Here is an 18,154-nt window from a genome sequence, read left to right as displayed (position 1 = left end):
TTCTATCCACAAATATAAGTGTGTTCATCCTTATCCATTTTGAATGATTACTCAGCTCCGCTAACTCACTCTAGCCTTCAATGTAACTTATATTTAACGAAGTTCGCATGTACTGGAATCTTCAACTTGTAGACACAAAAAAAGCCCTCATCGCTATTGATGAGAACTTCACTTTATAAGAACATCACAATGTTAACTCGTACGCTTTCAAACAATACGTTAGTTCTCTTCTTCCAGTGACTTTACTGTCGTCTGGGTCGTTTCATTTCTGGGAACCATTAGAGTAAACGAACCATCATGCACAGCCAACTGTACAATATGGCCATCCTTTGAGAAAACATGAACGTTACTTGAAGCATTCGATGAACGCTTTGCTTGCCTTTCTGTCCAACCCCAACTTTTAATCTCGTTAAGATATACCTCAGGCAAACTTGTGCTTTCACTGATTCCAGACAACGTATATCGAACATAATCCATATCCGAATTGTTTTCGGACTGGTCAGATTTATTTGCTACTTTGGGTACAGGGAAACTCTTTTCGTTAACTGCACCTTCATATGAGATCCATACAGATCCTGAAGCTTCACCGCATCCAGCAAGAACAATGGCCAGACAAAGCAACAGAAGCGAGTGGAGTCCAACTCTCCGCCAACTTAACACACACACCCTCCTTTTCACAGCTACACAATCCAGCTCTTCGGTCAGGTACTTTTAGCATATTTAACATAGTCCTATTATACTGGTTTTATCCCTGCCATCCGTAACAAAAATGTTACCTTCCCATAACGAAGCTGTCAGAGCTTTACGCTTTGATAGGAGCTATCTTTTATACTTTCATATAAATGAACAAAATAAAAACCACCACCGAACATCATCGGCAGTGGTTCTTTGCTTGGCGGCGTCCTACTCTCCCAGGACCCTGCGGTCCAAGTACCATCGGCGCTAGAGGGCTTAACGGTCGTGTTCGGGATGGGTACGTGTGGAACCCCTCCGCCATCGCCACCAAACGCGATTGGTCGAAGCATAGCTTCTTCCATATCAATCAGAGTGTTGTTCTCTGAAAACTAGATTCGAAACGAAACGTACGCGATTTAAAACTTGCATATTGGATAAGCCCTCGACCGATTAGTACTGGTCAGCTCCATGCATTACTGCACTTCCACCCCCAGCCTATCTACCTCGTCGTCTTCAAGGGGTCTTACATACTGGGAAATCTCATCTTGAGGGGGGCTTCACGCTTAGATGCTTTCAGCGCTTATCCCGTCCGTACATAGCTACCCAGCGGTGCTCCTGGCGGAACAACTGGTACACCAGCGGTACGTCCATCCCGGTCCTCTCGTACTAAGGACAGCTCCTCTCAAATTTCCTACGCCCACGACAGATAGGGACCGAACTGTCTCACGACGTTCTGAACCCAGCTCGCGTACCGCTTTAATGGGCGAACAGCCCAACCCTTGGGACCTACTTCAGCCCCAGGATGCGATGAGCCGACATCGAGGTGCCAAACCTCCCCGTCGATGTGGACTCTTGGGGGAGATAAGCCTGTTATCCCCAGGGTAGCTTTTATCCGTTGAGCGATGGCCCTTCCATGCGGTACCACCGGATCACTAAGCCCGACTTTCGTCCCTGCTCGACTTGTAGGTCTCGCAGTCAAGCTCCCTTATGCCTTTGCACTCTTCGAATGATTTCCAACCATTCTGAGGGAACCTTTGGGCGCCTCCGTTACTCTTTAGGAGGCGACCGCCCCAGTCAAACTGCCCACCTGACACTGTCCCCGCACCGGATTACGGTACCAGGTTAGAACCTAGATACGATCAGGGTGGTATCCCAACGGTGCCTCCACGCAAGCTGGCGCTCACGCTTCAAAGGCTCCCACCTATCCTGTACAGATCGTACCCAAATTCAATATCAAGCTGCAGTAAAGCTCCATGGGGTCTTTCCGTCTTGTCGCGGGTAACCTGCATCTTCACAGGTATTAAAATTTCACCGGATCTCTCGTTGAGACAGCGCCCAAGTCGTTACGCCATTCGTGCGGGTCAGAATTTACCTGACAAGGAATTTCGCTACCTTAGGACCGTTATAGTTACGGCCGCCGTTTACTGGGGCTTCGGTTCACAGCTTCGGGATTACTCCCTAACCACTCCCCTTAACCTTCCAGCACCGGGCAGGCGTCAGCCCGTATACTTCGCCTTACGGCTTCGCACAGACCTGTGTTTTTGCTAAACAGTCGCTTGGGCCTTTTCACTGCGGCCCCCTCGTGCTATTCACACTACCGGGGCACCCCTTCTCCCGAAGTTACGGGGTCATTTTGCCGAGTTCCTTAACGAGAGTTCTTCCGCGCGCCTTAGAATTCTCTTCTCGCCTACCTGTGTCGGTTTGCGGTACGGGCACCTTCATCTGGCTAGAGGCTTTTCTTGGCAGTGTGAGATCATGACCTTCGCTACTGTAATTTTCACTCCCCATCACAGCTCAGCCTTAATGATGTGCGGATTTGCCTACACATCAGCCTTACTGCTTGGACAGACATCCATCAGTCTGCGTCACTACCCTACTGCGTCCCCCCATCGCTCGTAACGATTTACGGTGGTACAGGAATTTCGACCTGTTGTCCTTCGACTACGCCTTTCGGCCTCGCCTTAGGTCCCGACTTACCCTGAGCGGACGAGCCTTCCTCAGGAACCCTTAGGCTTTCGGCGGATCAGATTCTCACTGATCTTTTCGTTACTCATACCGGCATTCTCACTTGTATAATGTCCAGCGCTCCTTACGGTACACCTTCAACCCTTATACAACGCTCCCCTACCCCTGATGCAAGCATCAAGCCATAGCTTCGGTGGTGTGTTTAGCCCCGTTACATTTTCGGCGCAGAGTCACTCGACCAGTGAGCTATTACGCACTCTTTCAATGGTGGCTGCTTCTAAGCCAACATCCTGGTTGTCTGTGCAACTCCACATCCTTTCCCACTTAACACACACTTGGGGACCTTAGCTGATGGTCTGGGCTGTTTCCCTTTTGACAATGGATCTTAGCACTCACTGTCTGACTCCCGGAAGTAAGTCTATGGCATTCGGAGTTTGACTGAGCTTGGTAACCCTTGCGGGCCCCGCACCCAATCAGTGCTCTACCTCCACGACTCTGTTTTCCGAGGCTAGCCCTAAAGCTATTTCGGGGAGAACCAGCTATCTCCGAGTTCGATTGGAATTTCTCCGCTACCCCCACCTCATCCCCGCATTTTTCAACATGCGTGGGTTCGGGCCTCCAGTGCGTGTTACCGCACCTTCACCCTGGACAGGGGTAGATCACCCGGTTTCGGGTCTACGTCCACGTACTCACTCGCCCTATTCAGACTCGCTTTCGCTGCGGCTCCGGCTCTTCACCTTAACCTTGCACGGGAACGTAACTCGCCGGTTCATTCTACAAAAGGCACGCCATCACCCCTAAAACGGGCTCTGACTTTTTGTAAGCACACGGTTTCAGGTTCTATTTCACTCCCCTTCCGGGGTGCTTTTCACCTTTCCCTCACGGTACTGCTTCACTATCGGTCGCTAGGAAGTATTTAGCCTTGGCAGATGGTCCTGCCGGATTCATACGGGGTTTCACGTGCCCCGCACTACTCGGGATCCGTCTCGGAGGGAACAGACTTTCAATTACAGGGCTTTTACCTTCTTTGGCGGGCCTTTCCAGACCTCTTCGCTTAACCGGTTCCTTTGTAACTCCATGTGAGACGTCCCACAACCCCAAAGAGCAAGCTCTCTGGTTTGGGCTTCTCCGCGTTCGCTCGCCGCTACTGACGGAATCACTATTGTTTTCTCTTCCTCAGGGTACTTAGATGTTTCAGTTCCCCTGGTATGCCTCTACATAACCTATGTATTCAGTTATGAGTAACTGGATATTACCCCAGCTGGGTTTCCCCATTCGGACATCCCCGGATCAAAGCTTGCTTACAGCTCCCCGAGGCAGTTTCGTTGTTCGCCACGTCCTTCATCGGCTCCTAGCGCCTAGGCATCCTCCGTGTGCTCTTAGTAGCTTAACCATTGCGCTCGTGTTCGAGCTGTCACTTCCCTTGGTTTGCTTGCGCAAATCCAAAAGTCGTTCCATTTCGATCACTCGCTCCAGCAATCTACCTTATAAAACACTTCACTTGTTTACACAAGATCAGCTTAAAGGAATATTCTAATTCGCGTTTGTTTCGTTTCGATATCTAGTTTTCAAAGAACAAATCGTTTGGTTCGGGCCGTTCACGGATGTGTCGGTCGAACAAACGAGAAGTTTTGAGAGTTTGAGCTCTCAAAACTGAGCAACGAGTGAGTGGTTTGCAGCTGAGCTGCATATTTGAATGTTTCCACGCGGGAAACGATTCTCCATAGAAAGGAGGTGATCCAGCCGCACCTTCCGATACGGCTACCTTGTTACGACTTCACCCCAATCATCTATCCCACCTTCGGCGGCTGGCTCCTTGCGGTTACCCCACCGACTTCGGGTGTTATAAACTCTCGTGGTGTGACGGGCGGTGTGTACAAGACCCGGGAACGTATTCACCGCGGCATGCTGATCCGCGATTACTAGCAATTCCGACTTCATGCAGGCGAGTTGCAGCCTGCAATCCGAACTGAGACCGGCTTTGTTGGGATTGGCTCCATCTCGCGATTTCGCAGCCCGTTGTACCGGCCATTGTAGTACGTGTGTAGCCCAGGTCATAAGGGGCATGATGATTTGACGTCATCCCCACCTTCCTCCGGTTTGTCACCGGCAGTCTATCTAGAGTGCCCACCCGAAGTGCTGGCAACTAAATATAAGGGTTGCGCTCGTTGCGGGACTTAACCCAACATCTCACGACACGAGCTGACGACAACCATGCACCACCTGTCTCAACTTTCCCCGAAGGGCACCTAACGCATCTCTGCCTCGTTAGTTGGATGTCAAGACCTGGTAAGGTTCTTCGCGTTGCTTCGAATTAAACCACATACTCCACTGCTTGTGCGGGTCCCCGTCAATTCCTTTGAGTTTCAGTCTTGCGACCGTACTCCCCAGGCGGAGTGCTTAATGTGTTAACTTCGGCACCAAGGGTATCGAAACCCCTAACACCTAGCACTCATCGTTTACGGCGTGGACTACCAGGGTATCTAATCCTGTTTGCTCCCCACGCTTTCGCGCCTCAGCGTCAGTTACAGCCCAGAGAGTCGCCTTCGCCACTGGTGTTCCTCCACATCTCTACGCATTTCACCGCTACACGTGGAATTCCACTCTCCTCTTCTGCACTCAAGTCACACAGTTTCCAGTGCGATCCGGGGTTGAGCCCCGGGATTAAACACCAGACTTACATGACCGCCTGCGCGCGCTTTACGCCCAATAATTCCGGACAACGCTTGCCCCCTACGTATTACCGCGGCTGCTGGCACGTAGTTAGCCGGGGCTTTCTTCTCAGGTACCGTCACCTTGAGAGCAGTTACTCTCCCAAGCGTTCTTCCCTGGCAACAGAGCTTTACGATCCGAAAACCTTCATCACTCACGCGGCATTGCTCCGTCAGGCTTTCGCCCATTGCGGAAGATTCCCTACTGCTGCCTCCCGTAGGAGTCTGGGCCGTGTCTCAGTCCCAGTGTGGCCGATCACCCTCTCAGGTCGGCTACGCATCGTCGCCTTGGTGAGCCGTTACCTCACCAACTAGCTAATGCGCCGCAGGCCCATCCCCAAGTGACAGATTGCTCCGTCTTTCCAGTTTCCTTCAGGCGAAGAAAACAAGTATTCGGTATTAGCTACCGTTTCCGGTAGTTGTCCCAAGCTTGAGGGCAGGTTGCCTACGTGTTACTCACCCGTCCGCCGCTAACCATCAGAGAAGCAAGCTTCTCTTCAAGTCCGCTCGACTTGCATGTATTAGGCATGCCGCCAGCGTTCGTCCTGAGCCAGGATCAAACTCTCCAATAAAGTATTGAAAAGAGCGATAAGCTCATTTTGAATCTGACGAGATTAAAATCTCATTTGTGTTCCAGTTTCCATACAGCCAGATGGCATGTACCAAAAACCTTCACATCATTCTGCAAGCAGAATGTTTACTCACTCGTTGTTCAGTTTTCAAAGATCAAACGCATTCAGTCACCGTCACTCATTCGCTTCAGTAACTTTTATATCATATCATTTCCGAACCAACTTTGCAAGCACCTTTTTTAAGTTTCTTTGGAAGCTTGTTTTTACTGGCTTGCCGCACCGTGTAAACTGTGTTTTCTTGGCCGGAATTAGAATATACCATGTAGAGAATTTTAATGCAAGTGTTTTTTCTAATTTCTTTTATTACTTAACACTAAACTATAGTTGGACTCATTTGATAACGAATATACTCATAAACGTTAATCTTTTAACTACCATATTAAAAAAAGACCCTCTCGTTATGAGAAGGTCTTCACATTACAAATCCAACTATGCTTCTAACCTAATACTTCTTGAATATATAACTGTCTTTGTTGCATCAAATTAATAATCGATCCTTCTACAGATACCATTGGCCGAGTAGGATGATCTCGATCTGAGAAAATAATTTCCCCAATCTGGTTATTACTCAGTTTCACTCGTATTCCGTTATGAATCTGGGTGGAGCGTTGCACAAACATATTCACAACAGAAGGTTCCAGTTTACCAAACGCCTCACTTTGAATTTGTTCTAGAACCAGATATGGAGATTGAGCCTTACGATAAATCTTCTCTAGGGTCATTGCATGGAAAATATCTGCGATAGCTACGATTTTGGCATAGATATGAATCTGTGTCCCGGTAAGTTGCAAGGGATAACCCGATCCATCCACTTTTTCGTGATGCTGCAGTGCTGCAAGTCTTGCACCTTCATTGATGGCCTTAGCCTGTTTAAGAATCTGATAACCATACTTGGTGTGTTGCCTGATCTCCTCTTGCTCCTCCGCTGTCAGAGAAGAAGGTTTATGGAGAATCTGCGGATCAACCTTGTTATTACCGATATCATGGAACAATCCAGCAAAGGCAACCTGCATCCAGTCCTTGGAGGGGAGATCGATCCACTGAGCCAGTTGATAGGATGTGATCGCGCTTAGCACAGCATGGTGATATACATAATCATGCTCTTTCATATTGCGTGGACTGAAGGTAAGCACATTATATTGTTTGAGATGTATGAACAAAGCCTCTAGCTGTGTCCGTAACTCATAAACGGGCAATTCAGCAGCTAATGAGGAGAGAAACGCGTTTTTAGTCAACGTAACCATTTTCTCGTATTCATCCTGAAGTGTAATAACTGGGGCTGAAACTATTGTACTTGTCCGTTCCCCATTCTTCTCTGCGACGGCTGTTCCTAATGCTCCGCTGGGTCCAGTTACTCCTTTTGAACCTCCACTGCTAGTTCCTGTCCTCTCTTGTTCGATGTCCACCTGATGAATCAAAAACGCCCTGAGGACTTCCATATCTTTAGGTAAAATAATTTTACCCTTTTGAAGCAACACATTGCCACGTGACGTCTGCACATCACTTCCCAATTTTAGTCCTGGTTTGACTTCTGACAGGGTAATTAATCCCATACCGATTCCCCTCACTCATCGTTCTTCTTAAGATGATGACAATACAAGACCATAGTCCCGGTTTCTCATGTTATTTCCCATTATATTACTCAGAAAACAGGCTGTACATCCTAGATTTTTAAGCTTCCATTATTTCTTCTGTACATATCAAAAAGGCCCCCATAAAGGGAGCCCTTCGTATCCTGTTTCAAGTTTCTTAACGATTCAATAAAACAAGATACCTATGTTATTCTTCCGAACCTGAATCATCATCTTGAACATCAGCTTCTGCTTCAGACGCCATGCCTTCTTCCAGATTTAACTCTGTATCAGAGGACGCCCCAGATTCTGTTGCTTCATCGTTTTCTTCATCTGGTTCTTCTTCATTTTTATCAATTCGGCTTACGGTAGCTACAGCGTCTTCCTCACGAATATGGATTAGCTTCACACCCTGAGTATAGCGACCCATGGTTGAGATGCCATCCATGCTCATCCGAATTAGTGTACCACTGGATGTGATAATCATCAGATCCTCTTCTGTTTTAACCATTTTGAGGCTGACAACAGCACCGTTCTTCTCGGTAACATTGATCGTCTTGATTCCTTTACCACCACGAGTTTGCATCCGGTAATCACTAACTGGGGTCCGTTTACCGTACCCTTTGGCTGTGACAATCAAAACATCCAGATCAGCATCTACGACGTCCATACCGATAACCGCGTCTTGATCGTCAAGCGTGATACCCTTAACCCCGGTAGCACTACGTCCCATAGAACGTACATTACCCTCCGAGAAACGAATAGACATTCCATGAGCTGTACCCATGATAATCTCTTGTTGCCCATCCGTCAGCTTCACATCAATCAGGCTGTCATCATCACGCAAGGAGATCCCGATAAGTCCGCCTTTGCGAATGTTCGTGTAATCTTCAAGCGGCGTTTTCTTCACTACACCCTGACGTGTTGCAAAGAATAGATACTTATCGCTCTCGAATTCCTGTACTGGAATAACCGCATTGACAGACTCCCCTTGCTCAATCTGAATCAGGTTGATAATTGGTGTCCCACGCGCTGTACGTCCAAGCTCTGGAATCTCATAAGCTTTCAGGCGATATACTTTACCTTTATCCGTGAAGAACATCAGGTAATTGTGAGAGTTGGTAACAAAAAGATGCTCGACAAAGTCGGTATCCTTTGTATCCATCCCTACAACACCGCGTCCTCCGCGTTTTTGGCTACGGTAGGTAGATACAGGCAGACGTTTAACGTAACCTGTGTGGGTAATCGTGATGATTACTTCTTCACGTGGAATCAGATCCTCATCCAGAATACTTTCTTCTCCAACCGTGATCTCGGTACGGCGATCGTCACCAAAACGCTCACGAATTTCCTGAAGCTCTGTACTGATAATCTCAAGTACAAGATGTTCATTAGCCAAAATTTCGCGATACTCGCGGATTTTGACCATCAATTCGTTGTACTCGTTCTCGATCCGTTCACGTTCCAAACCTGTCAGACGTTGCAAACGCATATCCAGAATAGCTTGCGCCTGGTCATGGCTGAGTGAGAAACGCTCAATCAAACCTTCTCTAGCGGCATCTGTATTGCTTGATGAACGAATCAACGTAATGATCTCGTCGATGTGATCCAATGCAATACGCAAACCTTCCAGAATGTGAGCACGAGCTTCCGCTTTTCTCAATTCGAATTGTGTACGGCGACGAATAACCTCAATCTGGTGCTGCAAATAGTGATATAACACTTCACGCAGATTCAGAATCTTTGGTTCTTTATTGACGATCGCAAGCATGTTAATACCGAATGTGGACTGCATCGAAGTGTGCTTGTACAAATTGTTCAGCACAACACCAGGATTGACGTCCCTGCGAAGCTCAATCACAACCCGCATACCATTACGGTCAGATTCATCACGCAGATCGGTTATGCCATCGATCTTTTTGTCACGTACCAGTTCAGCAATTTTCTCTACGAGTCTTGCTTTGTTCACCTGGTACGGAAGCTCTGTAACGACGATACGAGCTTTGTTATTGTTCTCTTCGATATTGGTTCTGGCACGCATCGTTACCGATCCGCGTCCAGTCTGGTAAGCCTGACGAATACCTGAACGTCCCAGAATATAACCAGATGTAGGGAAGTCTGGACCTTGGATATAATCCATCAGTTCCATGGACGTAATGTCTGGATTTTTAATCATGGCCTGTACGCCGTCAATAACCTCTCCCAGATTATGAGGAGGAATGTTGGTAGCCATACCTACGGCGATCCCGCCAACTCCATTGACAAGCAAGTTAGGAAAACGAGCAGGGAGAACAATAGGTTCATTTTCTTCGCCATCATAGTTTGGTTGGAAGTCAATGGTGTCCTTATTGATATCTCTGAGCATTTCCATCGCAATCTTGGACAAACGTGCCTCGGTATAACGCATCGCTGCAGCCATATCACCATCGACTGATCCGAAGTTACCGTGTCCATCTACATGCATGTAACGCAGGGAGAAGTCCTGTGCCATCCGTACCATCGTCTCGTAAACGGCAGAGTCACCGTGCGGGTGATACTTACCGATAACTTCGCCGACGATTCTGGCTGATTTTTTATGTGGTTTATCAGGTGTCATGCCAAGCTCCGACATTGCATATAGAATGCGCCGGTGAACCGGCTTCAATCCATCACGCACATCTGGCAGGGCACGGCTCACAATGATGCTCATCGCATAATCCATAAACGATTCACGCATCTCGACGCCAATATCCCGATCTTTAATCTGCGAGTTCATTTCTTCCGCCATGCTGGACCTCCTTCTTGTCCTTCAACAAACGTTCCAAATCAATCATTTCCAGAAAATTAATATATGTGAAAAGCCTAACAAGGCTAAAACCGCGCAAGAACGCTACTCTTTATTATATTACTTTCACAAAAGTTACACAATTAAACGTCCGCTGGGCAATAGCCTTTCTTCCAGGAACTTGAGCGTGTCTGGGGGTTCGCCCTGCCTTCCTCTGCAATTGCACATACAATGCTAGAAAAGCGGCATATGTACTGTCCAATCAAGGCTAGAGCCGTTCCCACGTGGCAATCAAACTGCAATTTTATCGGCTGACAGCACAAAACGCCATATTCCTCTATTATACCACTGAAATCATCTCTTGTCCTTTGATTTTCTGCATAATGTCCCTCAGCACAACGGATCAAAACAAGAAAGGACTGATGCACATGAGTATCCAGCGTGTCTCCAGCAAATGGACTAAAACAGCAATTTTGCAACGCAGTCGTCATGTCAATGAATATATACCGGTGACCCGAAAATATAGCTCGCAAACACTAGAACGAATGACCGAGTTATTCCCAGCCAATTTTATTAAACCCGACAGGGGAACTTACGGTAATGGGGTGATGCGGGTAAGGACAGTTCACACCACAATCACAGTCCCTCGTTCTGCAGACTCAACTGCCAAATCCATAAGTGATGAAGTATCTGACGAATCCACCTCACCTGAATCAGTAGAATCAGAGCCTATTCCTCCGACTATGTCCGATATTACGACCTATCATCTGCAACATGGAACTGAAGAGCGAGTCTTTCATTCGCTCACAGAACTTGAGAACGCATTGAACGAACGTATTCAGAAACGTGACTATATCATTCAACAGGGTATTCCACTAATGACACATGAGGGATTACCTTTTGACCTGCGCGTATTAACCCAGAAGAATCCACAGCACAGCTGGGAAACGACAGGTATTCTCGGACGGGTTGCTGCGCCAGGAAAAATCATTACCAATATCCACGGAGGCGGCCGTCTGGCCACCTTTGAAGAACTTGTACTCCCGCAACTCAAAAGGGAAGGATATCAAAAGCTTAAGCATGAATTGCACCGCCTCGGTATCCATACTGCTGTCCAATTGCAAAGCTCTTTTCCCAGACTCAAAGAAATTGGAATTGATATCGCTTTGGATGATCATGGGCGTCCCTGGATTCTGGAGGTCAACACACTGCCCGGCATCTATGCATTTGGTCTGCTTCCCGATAAAGAGGCTTACCGCAAAATCAAACGTTATGCCATTGCTTACGGACGCTTACCCTCCAAAAAAGGCAAAGCGAAAAAAACAACCTCTAAGGCTTCCAAAGCCCAGGCTTCCGCAATCAAACGACGGACTGCCAGGTAAATAAGCGCATATCACTCATAATATAAAAAAAGGCGCCCTCACAGGCGCCTCTTCGCAACTCGTTAAATATCGAGGTTTTTCACGTATTTTGCATTCTCCTGGATGAAGTCACGACGAGGTTCGACGTTATCTCCCATCAAGGTGTCAAACATGGCATCCGCGAGCATCGCATCGCTGATCGATACTTGCAACATTGTCCGGCTTTCCGGGTCCATCGTGGTTTCCCACAATTGTCCGGCATTCATCTCGCCAAGACCTTTGTACCGCTGGATATTGAACTTGACGTTCTCACCCAATGAAGCAATAATCTCGTCACGCTCTTTCTCGGAGCCTGCATAACGAATGACTTTGTTACGCTCAATCTTGAACAGTGGTGGCTGTGCAATATATACATAACCGGCCTCAATGATTTTGCGCATATACCGATACAAGAATGTCAGCAACAGTGTACGGATATGGGCACCATCGACATCGGCATCGGTCATCAGAATGATTTTGTGATAACGTGCTTTGGAGATGTCGAAATCATCGCCGATCCCTGTTCCCATCGCAGTGATGATCGCACGAATCTCGGCATTACCCAGGATACGGTCAAGACGTGCCTTTTCCACGTTCAGGATCTTACCACGAAGCGGCAAAATAGCCTGGAAGTGACGGTCACGACCCTGTTTGGCTGAACCGCCGGCAGAGTCACCCTCGACGATGTACAATTCACTGATGGACGCATCTTTGGATGAACAGTCCGCCAGCTTACCCGGCAGGGAGCTGACTTCAAGCGCGCCTTTACGGCGTGTCAGTTCACGAGCTTTACGAGCCGCTTCACGGGCACGCGCAGCCTGCAATCCTTTTTCCAAAATACGACGGGATACGGAAGGATTCTCTTCCAAGAACTCCTGCAGCTTCTCTGCAAACAAAGACTCCACAATACCACGTACTTCACTGTTTCCGAGCTTTGTTTTTGTTTGTCCTTCGAATTGCGGTTCCGGAATTTTGACCGAAATAATGGCCGTCAGACCTTCACGCACATCGTCACCAGACAGATTGCCGGTACTATCCTTGATTACACCAGCCTTACGGGCATAGTCATTAATAATCCGGGTGAGTGCACTCTTAAAGCCTGACTCGTGCGTTCCGCCCTCATGGGTGTTGATGTTATTCGCAAAAGAATAAATATTCTCGGTGTAATTGTCATTGTACTGCAGTGCAACCTCCACCTGAATGTTATCCCGTGAACCTTCAACGTAGATCGGATTCTCATGCAACACTTCACGCTTTTGATTCAAGAAGGACACATACTCAATGATCCCGCCTTCGTACATGAAGGAGTTAGTTACACCTGTACGCTCATCTGTCAGAGTCAGACCGATTCCTTTGTTCAGGAACGCCAGCTCACGGACACGTGTAAGCAATGTTTCGTAATCATATACCAAAGTTTCTGTAAAAATCTCCGGATCGGGATGGAACGTCACAGTTGTTCCCGTCTCGTCGGTTGTGCCGATCACTTTGAGATCATATTGCGGAGCACCGCGGCGGTATTCCTGTTGATGGATATGACCATCCCGTTTTACAGTAACGACTACTTTTTCAGAAAGTGCGTTAACAACGGATACACCTACACCGTGCAGACCACCGGATACCTTGTACCCTCCGCCGCCGAATTTACCCCCTGCATGAAGAACAGTCATAACGACTTCCAGAGCTGGACGTTTCATTTTGGCATGTTCGCCAACTGGAATACCCCGTCCATTATCCACAACGGTTACACTGTTGTCTTCATGGATGTTGATCTCGATATGATCACAGTAACCCGCCAGCGCTTCATCGATACTGTTGTCCACTACTTCCCAGACCAGATGATGCAGACCTTTGGCACTGGTGGAACCGATGTACATCCCCGGACGTTTACGTACGGCTTCCAGTCCTTCAAGGACCTGAATTTCATTCGCATCATATGACGGTTGATTCATAGACATGCCTTTCACCTACTTCTATAGATTCAATATCTTGAATATGCGTTAACTTAAGAATATTAGCAGACAAAGAAATTCTCTCTTGAATATCCGCTATAAATCAGGAAAATGGTGCGCACGCTTCTTGAGCGTTGCGGAGGAAATCGGTGAGTAATACACAATGTTTTTCGTCACCACGATAGACTTTGCTTCCTCTTCGCCGATATGTTCGACCGTTTTTTCCTGTTCGGCATGTGTAACATACTGCTTGGATATTTTTGAGGATTTCTCGATCGATATATCAAAAATAGCAACCAACTCAGAAGAACGGATGATTTTTTCACCGCCCAGATGAATGTACATAAGCCCTCACCCCTTAGCGTTCCACCTGTCCGGCATGAACGTGATAGATACTAGCGTCTTTAAGCTTGTCAACGTTCAGGCTCTCGATTCCCGTAGCGGTAATAAAAGTCTGTACCTTGCTTTGGAATGTTTCGATCAGCTGGGTCTGACGAAAAGGATCAAGTTCGGATAATACGTCATCCAGCAACAGAACCGGATATTCCCCGATCTCTTCATGAATCAGTTCAATCTCCGCAAGCTTAAGAGACAACGCTGTTGTGCGTTGCTGCCCCTGAGAGCCATACGTTTGTACTTCCCGTTCGTTAATGAAAAAGGACAGGTCATCCCGATGTGGCCCACTCAGCGTTGTGCCCCGGCGAATCTCCTGCTCTTTCATTTGTGATAATTTTATCATAAATTGCTCCATTAAGACAGCTTCATCTTCCTCAGCGGCTTCGCTGAAGGAGGGAAGGTAGGCCAGACGCAGAACTTCTCCACCTCCAGTAATCCCCTGATGGATCGTTTCTGCCCACTTTTGAAGTTTCTTTATGAATTGTTTCCTTTTTTTGACGATTTTAACACCGTGCTCTGCAAGCTGTTCGTTCCAGATTTCCAGCATCGCTTGAGCTGAATCCCCTTTTCCCCACAGTTGCTTGAGTAGATTATTCCGTTGCACCAGCACTTTCTGATACTGCTGCAGATGATAGAGATAACCTGGAGCCACCTGCCCGATCTCCATGTCAAGGAACCGGCGGCGAACCCCCGGTGTGCCTTTGACAATCTCCAGATCCTCGGGGGCAAACATCACCACGTTGAGAGAGCCGACAAAATCGCTTAATTTACGTTGCTCCAGACCGTTAATCTTTGCCTTTTTCCCTTGCTGTGATAAGGACAGCTCCAGCTTAACTGCTCCGTATTTTTTGTCAACCTCGGCGGTGAGCCTTGACCGTTCTTCCCCAAAACGGATCAGTTCCTTATCTCGGGAGGTGCGGTGGCTCTTGGTGAGTGCCAGCACAAAAATAGCCTCGGCCAGATTGGTCTTGCCTTGGGCATTTTGTCCAATCAACAGATTGACGGGTCCAAATGATTCCAGCTTCAGATGCTCATAATTGCGGAATTGCTGCAACTCTATGCTGTTTACAAACACGCGTTAACCTCCCTTTTATCCCGTCCGTCAGGAGGCAGCAGGATTGCACCTTGGTCTTTTACTCCGCAACCACTTCGAACGTGCCTTCTCCGTCTACCTCAACGATATCCCCAGGGTATAACTTCCGTCCACGGCGTTCCTCAGCCTCTTTATTCACACGAACAAGCCCTTCTTGGAGGAGGGCTTTTGCCATACCTCCCGTAGGGATGCAGTCTGCTAGTTTTAAAAATTGGTCAAGCTTAATATATTCCGTACGAATCGATACTTGCTTCATCGTGTGATCTTCCTTTCGTTAATTGGTCGTCCGGTAAGGCAGGATGACGTATAGGCTCTGACTGTCGTCGAGCGGTTTCAAGATGATCGGACTCATGACACCCGTAAAGGCAATCATCAGTTGCTCACTCTCCACCACTTTCAGCACATCCAGCATGTATTTGGAGTTAAACGAGATCTTGAGCGGTTCTCCCGAAAATTCAGCCGGCTCAATCTCTTCTCTTACTTTACCAAGCTCAGAGGAGCTGGAGGATATTTCAATCGTGCCGGAGTCCATCGTCTGCATGCGCACAATGTTTGTTTTTTCCTCACGCGACAGCAAATAAGCCCGGTCAATCGATTCACTTAATTTTTTTGTGTCCAAAACAAGTTCTGTTTTGTATGACGTTGGAATAATTCTAGAAGTATCCGGATATGTTCCGTCCAAAATACGGGAGTAGAAAAGTACACGGTCAATTTTAAACAACACCTGATTATCTGCGACAACGATATCCACAAGTGTGTTCTGGTCGGGAACGATTTTACTCAGCTCGTTTAGTGTTTTACCGGAAATGACGACGTTGTTGAAACGGATACCCTCTGCATTATCCAGCATTGCTGCACGTGTAGCAAGACGGTGACGGTCCGTTGCCACAAATTTCAACTCGTTATCACCAAGACTCCAGAGTACACCTGTCAGAATAGGTGTCGTTTCATGGGTGGAAATGGAGAACACGGTCTGTTTAATCATATTTTTCAGCAAATCTCCAGGAATGGAGACCGTTTGGTTCTCTTCAATGCTTGGCAGTACCGGGAACTCTTCCGGGTCCAGACCTACCAGTTGAATCTCCGTTGCACCTGCCGAAATAAAAGTGTTGAAGTTTTCTTTGACTTCCATGTGTACTTCCTGCGAAGGCAACTTTTTGATGATCTCTACGAAAAATTTGGCTGGCAGAACAACGCTACCCGGTTGTTCTACTTGAACAACACTTTTGTCTCCCTCTTCAAGCGGGATAAATGATTGAATGGAGATATCTGTGTCACTTGCTGTCAACGTTACACCTTGGTGATTCACGTCGAATTTGATACCGCTCAGAATGGGGATCGTCGTACGACTTGAGATCGCTTTGGATACTTGTTGAATGGATTCGTTAAGATAACTTTTCATTATGCTGATTTTCATGGTTTCACTCCTAGCGGATTTGTTAGATGTCTATTGGTTTTGTTTTGGTCTTAAAAAAGGTGTTTATCGAAAGGCCGAAGGCCGTGCTTTGCAACGGCTTTTTGGAGAAGATATCTTTAGATCTTTATAGTAATAATAGTAATAGGGGCACTGAATATGTGGATAAGTAGGGTTAAACCCATAAAATTAAGCCTATCCACATGTGTACACGTTGTGCATAGGCTTGGGACTTGTTCAGGTTGGATTCTTAATTTTTTCGGTTAAGTTGTTGATAACTTTATAGAGATCTTGATCGTTCTTGATCGCTTGAGAGATTTTTTCATGGGCATGAATGACCGTGGTATGATCTCGTCCTCCAAAAGCCTCCCCGATTTTGGGCAGAGAAAAGTCTGTCAGTTCACGAGAGAGATACATAGCGATCTGTCTAGGAAAAGCAACAGCTTTTGTCCGTTTCCGTGCTTTGAAATCTTCAAGCTTGAGGCTGTAGTATTCGCCGACCTTTTGTTGGATGTCTTGAATCGTGATCATTTTGGGACGGCTGGAAGGAATAATATCCTTCAGTGCTTCAGCGGCCAGATGAGAACTAACGTCCTGATTGGTCAGTGAAGAGTAAGCAACGACACGAATCAGGGCTCCTTCAAGCTCCCGAATGTTCGTATCAATCTGGTTGGCGATGTACATCATCGCTTCATTTGGAATATCCAGATTCTCCGCACGCGCTTTTTTACGCAAAATCGCAATCCGCGTCTCCAGATCCGGAGGCTGAATATCCGTAATTAACCCCCACTCAAACCGGGAGCGCAGCCGCTCCTCCAGGGTTGGAATTTCCTTAGGTGGTCTATCGCTGGAGATGATGATCTGCTTCCGTTCCTCATGCAGCGCATTAAACGTATGGAAAAATTCCTCTTGTGTTGATTCTTTCCCGGCCAGGAACTGAATATCATCAATAAGCAGTATATCTACGCTCCGGTACTTGTTCCGGAAGCTTTCCCCGCGATTATCACGGATGGAGTTGATGAACTCATTCGTGAATTTCTCAGATGACAAATAAACCACCTTGCTACTCGGATTATGCTCCAAAATATAATGTCCGATGGCATGCATCAAGTGGGTTTTGCCAAGTCCTACGCCTCCATATAGGAAAAGAGGATTGTAGGCTTTGGCGGGCGCTTCAGCGACCGCCAGCGATGCGGCGTGGGCAAAACGGTTCCCCGGCCCAATGACAAAGGTGTCGAACGTATATTTAGGATTCAGCATGCTGAGCACGGCTTCTTCCTGAACGACTGTCGGCGTCGGTGCCGGCAACTGCGGATCTGGTTCTACAGGTTTGTTCTCCTCGATGACAAATTTCACATCGACCTGTTTCCCAAGCAGTTCATAGACCGTCGAACCAACCAGTTTGGTGTAACGGCTCTCCAGCCATTCGACGGCAAACGTAGTTGGGGCGGAGATGACGATGGTCTGATCGTTCAGCTTGGTGGCCTTGGTTGCTTTGAACCAGGTGTCGAAGCTGGGTTTGCTGAGTTTATTTTGTATGATTGATAAAATTTGCTGCCATAAATCAGAAGTATGGCTGTCCAC

10 protein-coding genes and 3 rRNA genes are annotated in these 18,154 nt (G+C 47.3%); 1 reads left to right on the top strand and 12 read right to left on the bottom strand.

The genetic code is table 11. The features are described from left to right. Positions 1-219 precede the first annotated feature (219 nt). The 6 genes from MKY23_RS00065 to gyrA form a co-directional block, all read right to left on the bottom strand. Complete coding sequence (locus MKY23_RS00065; RefSeq protein ID WP_145415441.1) at positions 220-660, bottom strand: hypothetical protein; 441 nt, start codon at positions 658-660, stop codon at positions 220-222. Positions 661-890: 230 nt separating this feature from the next. Beyond that, a 5S ribosomal RNA gene (rrf, locus tag MKY23_RS00060) occupies positions 891-1,007 on the bottom strand. Between the two features lie 98 nt (positions 1,008-1,105). Then, positions 1,106-4,033, bottom strand: a 23S ribosomal RNA gene (locus MKY23_RS00055). Positions 4,034-4,367: 334 nt separating this feature from the next. Further along, positions 4,368-5,923 (bottom strand): 16S ribosomal RNA (locus MKY23_RS00050). Together the 16S, 23S and 5S rRNA genes form the textbook arrangement of a ribosomal RNA operon. Before the next feature lie 497 nt (positions 5,924-6,420). Then, positions 6,421-7,536 carry an HD-GYP domain-containing protein gene (locus tag MKY23_RS00045; RefSeq protein ID WP_154960408.1) on the bottom strand — a complete coding sequence of 372 codons (1,116 nt, stop codon included), beginning with the start codon at positions 7,534-7,536 and terminating at the stop codon, positions 6,421-6,423. 226 nt (positions 7,537-7,762) lie between these two features. After that, a complete protein-coding gene (gene gyrA / locus MKY23_RS00040; RefSeq protein WP_154960409.1) occupies positions 7,763-10,321 on the bottom strand; it encodes a DNA gyrase subunit A in 2,559 nt (852 codons plus the stop codon). Positions 10,322-10,746: 425 nt separating this feature from the next. Between gyrA and MKY23_RS00035 the strand changes: the two genes are divergently transcribed. Further along, positions 10,747-11,700, top strand: a complete 954-nt coding sequence (locus MKY23_RS00035; protein ID WP_339834338.1) for a YheC/YheD family protein — start codon at positions 10,747-10,749, stop codon at positions 11,698-11,700. A gap of 62 nt (positions 11,701-11,762) precedes the next feature. Here the strand turns inward: MKY23_RS00035 and gyrB are convergent, their stop codons facing one another. From gyrB to dnaA, 6 genes are all read right to left on the bottom strand, one after another. Next, complete coding sequence (gene gyrB, locus MKY23_RS00030; RefSeq protein ID WP_154889614.1) at positions 11,763-13,673, bottom strand: DNA topoisomerase (ATP-hydrolyzing) subunit B; 1,911 nt, start codon at positions 13,671-13,673, stop codon at positions 11,763-11,765. A gap of 90 nt (positions 13,674-13,763) precedes the next feature. Further along, positions 13,764-14,012 carry an extracellular matrix/biofilm biosynthesis regulator RemA family protein gene (locus MKY23_RS00025; RefSeq protein WP_090923610.1) on the bottom strand — a complete coding sequence of 83 codons (249 nt, stop codon included), beginning with the start codon at positions 14,010-14,012 and terminating at the stop codon, positions 13,764-13,766. A gap of 13 nt (positions 14,013-14,025) precedes the next feature. Beyond that, positions 14,026-15,138 carry a DNA replication/repair protein RecF gene (recF, locus tag MKY23_RS00020; RefSeq protein WP_154889616.1) on the bottom strand — a complete coding sequence of 371 codons (1,113 nt, stop codon included), beginning with the start codon at positions 15,136-15,138 and terminating at the stop codon, positions 14,026-14,028. 58 nt (positions 15,139-15,196) lie between these two features. Then, positions 15,197-15,412, bottom strand: coding sequence for a S4 domain-containing protein YaaA (yaaA, locus tag MKY23_RS00015; protein ID WP_090923608.1), 216 nt, complete (start codon positions 15,410-15,412; stop codon positions 15,197-15,199). Positions 15,413-15,430: 18 nt separating this feature from the next. Next, positions 15,431-16,573: a DNA polymerase III subunit beta gene (gene dnaN, locus MKY23_RS00010; RefSeq protein ID WP_090923607.1), complete on the bottom strand. Its 1,143-nt coding sequence runs from the start codon at positions 16,571-16,573 to the stop codon at positions 15,431-15,433. A gap of 234 nt (positions 16,574-16,807) precedes the next feature. Further along, entirely contained in the window at positions 16,808-18,154 is a 1,347-nt protein-coding gene (gene dnaA, locus MKY23_RS00005) for a chromosomal replication initiator protein DnaA (protein WP_090923606.1), read from the bottom strand.

The organism is Paenibacillus sp. FSL R7-0272 (genome assembly GCF_037969905.1).
Classification (GTDB): domain Bacteria; phylum Bacillota; class Bacilli; order Paenibacillales; family Paenibacillaceae; genus Paenibacillus; species Paenibacillus polysaccharolyticus.
The sequence above is the reverse complement of the archived record's forward strand: the minus strand, read 5'-3'. Positions and strand labels throughout refer to the sequence as shown.

Excerpts from the sequence above, each read along its gene's own strand:
- dnaN (WP_090923607.1), bottom strand. The coding sequence starts at position 16,573 with ATGAAAATCAGCATAATGAAAAGTTATCTTAACGAATCCATTCAACAA.
- gyrA (WP_154960409.1), bottom strand. The coding sequence starts at position 10,321 with ATGGCGGAAGAAATGAACTCGCAGATTAAAGATCGGGATATTGGCGTC.
- MKY23_RS00035 (WP_339834338.1), top strand. The coding sequence starts at position 10,747 with ATGAGTATCCAGCGTGTCTCCAGCAAATGGACTAAAACAGCAATTTTG.
- MKY23_RS00045 (WP_154960408.1), bottom strand. The coding sequence starts at position 7,536 with ATGGGATTAATTACCCTGTCAGAAGTCAAACCAGGACTAAAATTGGGA.
- yaaA (WP_090923608.1), bottom strand. The coding sequence starts at position 15,412 with ATGAAGCAAGTATCGATTCGTACGGAATATATTAAGCTTGACCAATTT.
- gyrB (WP_154889614.1), bottom strand. The coding sequence starts at position 13,673 with ATGTCTATGAATCAACCGTCATATGATGCGAATGAAATTCAGGTCCTT.
- MKY23_RS00025 (WP_090923610.1), bottom strand. The coding sequence starts at position 14,012 with ATGTACATTCATCTGGGCGGTGAAAAAATCATCCGTTCTTCTGAGTTG.